Annotated in this window: 7 protein-coding genes and 1 pseudogene; 2 read left to right on the forward strand and 6 right to left on the reverse strand. The window is 39.8% G+C overall.

Annotated features, from left to right (window positions below):
• Positions 1–120: 120 nt before the first annotated feature.
• The 6 genes and pseudogenes from BGL89_RS06455 to BGL89_RS06480 form a co-directional block, all read right to left on the reverse strand.
• Positions 121–1,779, reverse strand: a complete 1,659-nt coding sequence (locus BGL89_RS06455) for an NAD+ synthase (RefSeq protein WP_286824979.1) — start codon at positions 1,777–1,779, stop codon at positions 121–123.
• 12 nt (positions 1,780–1,791) lie between these two features.
• Positions 1,792–2,496: pseudogene (locus BGL89_RS06460) on the reverse strand (NUDIX hydrolase); the annotation flags it as partial.
• 165 nt (positions 2,497–2,661) lie between these two features.
• Entirely contained in the window at positions 2,662–3,228 is a 567-nt protein-coding gene (locus tag BGL89_RS06465; protein ID WP_286824987.1) for a nicotinate-nucleotide adenylyltransferase, read from the reverse strand.
• Positions 3,229–3,468: 240 nt separating this feature from the next.
• On the reverse strand, positions 3,469–4,059 hold the full coding sequence (locus BGL89_RS06470) for an RES family NAD+ phosphorylase (RefSeq protein WP_286824980.1): 591 nt from the start codon (positions 4,057–4,059) through the stop codon (positions 3,469–3,471).
• A complete protein-coding gene (locus BGL89_RS06475; protein WP_286824981.1) occupies positions 4,059–4,499 on the reverse strand; it encodes a hypothetical protein in 441 nt (146 codons plus the stop codon). Before BGL89_RS06475 ends, BGL89_RS06470 begins: the two co-directional genes overlap by 1 nt.
• 2 nt (positions 4,500–4,501) lie before the next feature.
• Positions 4,502–4,759 (reverse strand): hypothetical protein, encoded by a 258-nt coding sequence (locus tag BGL89_RS06480; protein WP_286824982.1) that lies wholly within the window; start codon positions 4,757–4,759, stop codon positions 4,502–4,504.
• 144 nt (positions 4,760–4,903) lie between these two features.
• Between BGL89_RS06480 and BGL89_RS06485 the strand changes: the two genes are divergently transcribed.
• Together BGL89_RS06485 and BGL89_RS06490 are read left to right on the forward strand one after the other, a co-directional pair.
• On the forward strand, positions 4,904–5,344 hold the full coding sequence (locus tag BGL89_RS06485) for a hypothetical protein (RefSeq protein ID WP_286824983.1): 441 nt from the start codon (positions 4,904–4,906) through the stop codon (positions 5,342–5,344).
• A gap of 41 nt (positions 5,345–5,385) precedes the next feature.
• On the forward strand, positions 5,386–6,353 hold a 968-nt coding region (locus tag BGL89_RS06490), incomplete at its 3' end, for a HEAT repeat domain-containing protein (RefSeq protein ID WP_286824984.1).

A 6,353-nucleotide genomic window follows, 5' to 3' on the forward strand; every position in this document is an offset into this window, starting at 1 on the left:
CAGTAGGAAACTTCTATTTAACACTGTTCACTTGAAAACTCAAATCTGATAACTGATAACTGATAACTGATAACTGATAACTGATAACTGATAACTAATAACTGATAACTGAAAAAGTCCCTAACCCCAGCGACTAGCAATGGGCATTCGCCAACCAGTGCCAAAAGCGCGATCGCTAATTTTTAGACCAGGGGGAGCTTGTTTGCGCTTAAATTCGGCATTTTTAACTAATTTAATCACTTTCTGCACAATTTCAGGCTCAAAACCGGCGGCGATAATTTGTTCGGCGGATTGATGGCGATCGATTAATAGTGCTAAAATAGCATCTAAAATCTCGTAGGGAGGTAAAGAATCTTGATCCTTCTGATTGGGTTTTAATTCAGCACTAGGAGCTTTATTAATCACATTAAGGGGAATAATTTCCCCGTGCCGATTTAACCAGCGACAGAGGGAATAAACCCTGGTTTTCGGCACATCAGCAATCACTGCTAAACCACCATTCATATCACCGTAGAGGGTGCAATATCCCACCGCCATTTCTGATTTATTGCCAGTGGATAATAGTAAATGCCCGAATTTATTAGAGAGAGCCATTAATAAATTACCGCGAATGCGTGACTGAAGATTTTCTTCAGCAATACCGAAATCAGTCCCAGCAAAAAGCCGCTCTAAAAGTTGATCATAAGCGGTCATAATTTCTTTAATTGCTAACTTCTCACTTTTGATACCTAAATTATTAACTAAAGCTACGGCATCGCTAATGGAATGGTCTGAACTATAGGGAGAAGGCATCATCACAGCGAGAACATTTTCTTTACCTAATGCGTCGGTGGCAATAGCGGCAACTAAACTGGAATCAATGCCACCACTCAAGCCAAAAATTACCCGTTTAAAACCGCATTTCTGCACATAATCTCGCACTCCTAAGACTAAAGCTCGATAAATTTCCTCATCTTCATCGATGGGTAAAGGATGAATAACTGCGGGTAACAAATCTTGATTAAACTCGATCAATTCTAGGCTAGAAGTAAATGCTTGGGCGCGATAAATCACTTCTCCTTGTCTGTTAAAAGCAACGCTATCACCATCAAAAATTAAATCATCATTACCTCCCACTTGATTGACATAAACTATAGGTAAATTATATCTAGTGGCACTATGGGATAATAAAGATTCTCGCAATTTTTGCTTACCGACACTGTAGGGAGAAGCGGAAAGATTAACGATTAAATCCACTCCCAAATTAGCTAAATCGGCGATGGGATTAACCGCGTATTGACGCTGACCCCAAAATTGTTCATCATTCCAAACATCTTCACAGATAGTCACACCGATTTTAAAATTATTTTCTGTTAGTTGAAAATATTGACTTTCTTTCCCGGAAGCAAAGTAACGATCCTCATCAAAAACATCATAGGTAGGCAATAAACGTTTAGTAAAAATTTGTTTAATCTCTTGACTTTTTAACAAAGCTATGCTATTAAATAACGGCTTTTCTCCCCGGACTGTTGCGGAGGTATTTTTTTCGACAAAACCGACTAATACAGCTAATTTTTCTGGTAATTCTTGGGACAATAATTGCAATTGTCGAGACATTTTCTCAACAAAACCCAGATTTAATAATAAGTCTCTGGGAGGATAACCACAGAGGGATAATTCCGGGGTTAAAAGTAATTCCGCTCCCCGATTAAATGCCGTTTGAGCGGCCTCTAAAATCCTTTCGGCATTTCCTTCGATATCTCCAACAATGGGATTTAATTGAGCGATAGCAATTCTCATATTTTTTCCTATTTAAACAAAAACTAACGGTTGCTCTTTAAAGGGAGCAAAAGCTTCTTCATCAAAGCGATATAAACTAGCAGGACGACCAGCACCACGAGAGACTTTTAAACCCATATCTTTGAGAAATCCTAATTTCAAGAGCCGATTTCTGAAGTTGGAATAATCACTAAAATTTTTACCTAAAATTGTCTCATAAAATTGATAAAGATCATTTAAAGTAAATAATTCTGGTAAAACCTCAAAAGCGACGGGACTATATTCTACTTTATTGCGTAATCTTCGCCAGCCATAAGCTAAAATTTGACCGTGATTAAAGGCTAAATTTGGCACTTTATCAATCATATACCAAGTGATATTATAATCCCGTTCAGTGATTAATTTTGCTTCTTCAAACCGCACTAAAGCGAAGTAACTCACCGATAGATAACGTTTCCCAAAACTCTCGGCCGCTGCTGGGAAATCTCCCTCTGGACTGCCAAAAGTATATAACTGTTCTAGATAGAGATTATTGACGCTAATTTTCTCGGCTAAAATTCGATAGGCTGCCGTTTCCAGTGATTCCCCATTTCTCACTAAAGTACCGGGTAAACTCCAGTAATTACTAAAGGGTTCTTCCCGTCTTTTAATCAGAAGCACTAGCAGCCGATTTAATTGGGTATCAACGGAAAAGATCACGTTATCAACTCCGACTTTAAAATCAGCTAGAGATTTATGGTTCTTCGGTTTGTGTTATGCAATGGACGGGAGTTATAAGGGGTGAAACCCTTATATAGAAAGACATTGCTTCGATTTTTGCCAATTTTAGCCGATTTCTGCCCCCTGATCGAACCATACCAAGTAACGAAGAACCAGATTTATTAGCTAGGGTATTTGGCAGCTTCATGCGTAAAGTTTTTGACCTTCAATATAATCTTTAATCGGTGCGGGAACAGCCTGTTTATCGCCTTTTTCTCGATAATCTGTTGAGGATACAGCCGGAGCAAAGACATCGGCAATCAGACAATCACCCCCTAATTTTTCCAGTTGTTCAATATCATCTTGATTAATAGGATAGCCAGGACGAGGAATCACGAGAATTTTGACTTTTTCTAGCAATTCTCGGCTGCGATACCAGTGCCTAATTTGTCCGGCTAAATCCGAACCAATGACTAGGGTATATTCCTCCTGTTCTCCCCAAATTGCTTGCGCTTTTTCCACACTAATTAAGCTCCGTCGATCGCTTAATTCTCGTCGCAGTTGTATATTATCCCTTGGGGGTTGAATATCCCCGATGAGCAAATTTAACATCCTCAGACGATGTTCGAGACTGGTTTGATGATTTTTAAAGGGATTATCGGCAGCCCAAACCGCAACGATATCGTACTGTTCCGATAACCATTTTAGTATGGCTTGATGACCGGCAGTGGGAGGATCGGCACTGGTTCCAAAAAGGGCAATTTTAAGCATAGGATCTAATTGCTTGCTCACTGAGGGATTAGTTTAAGTCTGCTCAAGCTTGGCAAAGATTAACTTCTCCCCATTATAGTTGATTTTACCAAAATAGGGCAAGAGGATCAGTAATCAGTAATCAGTGATCAGTGATCAGTGAAGTTTTGCGACGAGTGGGCTGCTATTAACTTAACAGAAAATTCCCTAACACTTGGCCGTTCTGAATAGGGGAGATTGCGTCTAATTGCAAAAAGATACTTATTCTTGAAGAAGAGCATAATCATAATGCTCCAAAATTTTATCTAAACAGGATGGATTATCATCATATAAATTACCTAAGTTGTCTTCTTGCAAATGGTTTCTAACCCGATCAAAAAGCCCAACGGAATAGACACTATCATCATGACGAGAACGGTATCTAATCCCATCTACTCCTTGGGGATGTCCCCAAATTGCCCGCCCCCAAGTCCGACAATATTCATAATCACCGGAAGAAATGCGGGCATCTATTCCTATACGAACAAGGGCCGGCCCCGTTAAGTCGGCCAACAGTAAAGCGCGATCGCTTCTAATTCTAAAAAGATTTCTATTTCTTAGGGCTGTAACGGTTACGGCTCCGTCAAATGTTCGCCCAAAACATTCAATAAAGGTACTGTACTCATCACCCACATAGAGAAGCCCATAGCCCTGATTGGGTCCATCGAAACGACCGCTACCACTGCGGTCAAAATGAAGACTAGAAAGGTGTCCGGTCCTATTTAATCTTAGCCAGGGGCCTGGGGTTTCAATGACGGGCAATTGACGCTGACTAAAATCGTCTGGTGGGAGGGGAAAAGGAGGCAAACCCATTACGCCGCGCTATGACTCCCGTAGCACTTAGCAGCCCAAACCACTGGCTCGATTTCTCCCTTTTGGAGTTTTTCTAGCGGGGTTGCTCCCTCTAAACGAATATCACCCGTAAGCAGAAAGAGCATTTGTGTCCAAGCACCGTCTTCTTTTAAGACGGCTAACACTTGGTCTAAACCTGACAAAACTTTGCCATCAATAAATTGCCAAGCCGGATAAACCAATTCCTCGTTGACAGATAAACCTAAAACCTGATGATTGAGCCTCATAGTTTCTAATTCCAAAGAACTACAGGCTAAAACACTACAAACCTCGCTGCTGGTTAAGGTTCCTCCTTGCTTAGATAGGAACCGTTTCTTCGCTTCTTCGCCTCGTTTAATGGCAGCTGCCAACGGAGAGGCCAAAGCTAAAGGAGATTGTGTTTTTTGTATAGATTCTAACATTTTTAAGCAACCCTACCACCGTCAACAAGACCTGTATAAAACAAATACAAGTCTCCCTTCAAATGTTTAGTTTCTTGTATAAGCTTACGTTTATCGTCTGAATACCCAATAACCTTACCTTTCTCTGGCCAGCCATATTTGTCGCGACCAGTGATCTCTACGACCATCCATTGATCGGGGTAATCGGATGAGACATCGGCGATCCTCAAATCTTCCGTTTTGTGGCTAAGTGCTTTCATGGCCAAGTTTGTGGCTTTCAATAGGCTCCTCCTTAACATATATCATTAGAGATAAGCGTTCAACCAACAATTGTTGCCAAGTTAAACCAACAATTGTTACTATTATTAAACAATAATTGTTGGTACTCCATTTCAAAATATGCTAACTAGCTCGAAAATACAGCCATGAAGAGAACCTTGTCAACTCCCCCATCACTATCCGATGCCGAAAGGCAAGCAAGCAACTGTGGTTTGGATATCCGCAAGCTAGAAGCTTTGTTGGAAGAAATCGAACAAAATATTATTCAACGCTTTCTATCTGAAAAATACAAAATTATTTTCTATCTGGCGGCTACAGGTCTTTTTTCTGCGGATGACCTGGCTGAAATGTTCAATCATAGCCAAAAAAATCTGAACGCGGATTTCAACAAAAATCTAGGATCCCATCTTAAGGATTACCTTGAGTTAGATGACAGTGATCGTCTGGGAATTACCTCTCTAAGAAGGATTCTTTTTAAAAAGGGCTATTGTGTTGACATTAATGACGATGAATCAGTGAGAGTTTTGCCAACACGCTACGCTGAAAATTCTCAATCAGAGCAGTCTTTTACTGTCAGACAAAATTAGTGCGGATGAGAAAACCACCAATCAAGGAGATTAATTTAAAAATGGAAAACACAGAGTCATTGTGTGAGGTAACAACATCCGCCAGTTGCCGTGCTGACATTATTAATGGGTTGTTAGCTCAACTAGACAATAAACAGGACAGCGATCACCGTGCTGAAATCATAAGGAAATTAGGAGAATATCCTGATCCTCAAGTGATTAAAACACTTTGGGATTTGAGAAATAATCTCGAAAACGAATCCGATGATTTTGTGCAGTACGAAATCAAGCTTAGTCTGCATAAGGTAACTACTCATCCCAGTATAAATATTGATTTTTTTCTGGATAACTTAGAGGTATTCCAATCAAAAGATAACAATTCTCAAGCTCCAAAAGTCTTAATTGACGCTGATCTGATGGAAGAGTTTTTATTACGAAATCAGACGACTCTTAACAGTGAAGCTACTAGGGTTATGGGACTTGTTTTAGAGGGAAAAATTAATCCTTACATCGGCGAAATGGGATTAATACAAATTTGGCATAGTATGAAAAATCTTAAATCTCAAGAATATGCCAATCGTTCGATCATTGAACTTCTGAGCAAGATTAACGTCGGCCAAGTTAACTTGAAAGAAATCGACCTAGAAAAATATCCCAACGTTAATTTAACAACGGCAATTCAAGTTGAGATTGCCAGAAAGTATAGCCTAGCAGGTATTATCACCATCAGAGATCGAGAATTCATTGCCAGTGGGTATCCTTTTGTGGGTTCTCCTTCCTTATTCTCACAGTTTTTAGGGAAAGATACCTCGCCAGCTTCTATCGAAAGAACTCTCAAAAATCTCGGTAAAGCTGCCATGGAACATGAAAAAGTAAAACTCAATCAGCTTTTAGAAAACGAGCCTCAACAAAACTTATTCTTTGAAGATAATCTTTTGCTTTTTGGCTCTTCGTTACCCTTTATGCTAAATCAACAGACAAGATGCCAAGACAACATACTTCTAACCCAAAAATTCCGAAAGTTTCTAAA

Source organism: Microcystis sp. LSC13-02 (assembly GCA_002282935.1).
In the GTDB taxonomy this organism is placed as follows: Bacteria; Cyanobacteriota; Cyanobacteriia; order Cyanobacteriales; family Microcystaceae; genus Microcystis.

Bases quoted from the DNA above. Each gene is read 5' to 3' on its own strand.
- BGL89_RS06465 (WP_286824987.1), bottom strand. From the start codon at position 3,228: ATGCTTAAAATTGCCCTTTTTGGAACCAGTGCCGATCCTCCCACTGCC.
- BGL89_RS06470 (WP_286824980.1), bottom strand. From the start codon at position 4,059: ATGGGTTTGCCTCCTTTTCCCCTCCCACCAGACGATTTTAGTCAGCGT.
- BGL89_RS06475 (WP_286824981.1), bottom strand. From the start codon at position 4,499: ATGTTAGAATCTATACAAAAAACACAATCTCCTTTAGCTTTGGCCTCT.
- BGL89_RS06455 (WP_286824979.1), bottom strand. From the start codon at position 1,779: ATGAGAATTGCTATCGCTCAATTAAATCCCATTGTTGGAGATATCGAA.
- BGL89_RS06485 (WP_286824983.1), top strand. From the start codon at position 4,904: ATGAAGAGAACCTTGTCAACTCCCCCATCACTATCCGATGCCGAAAGG.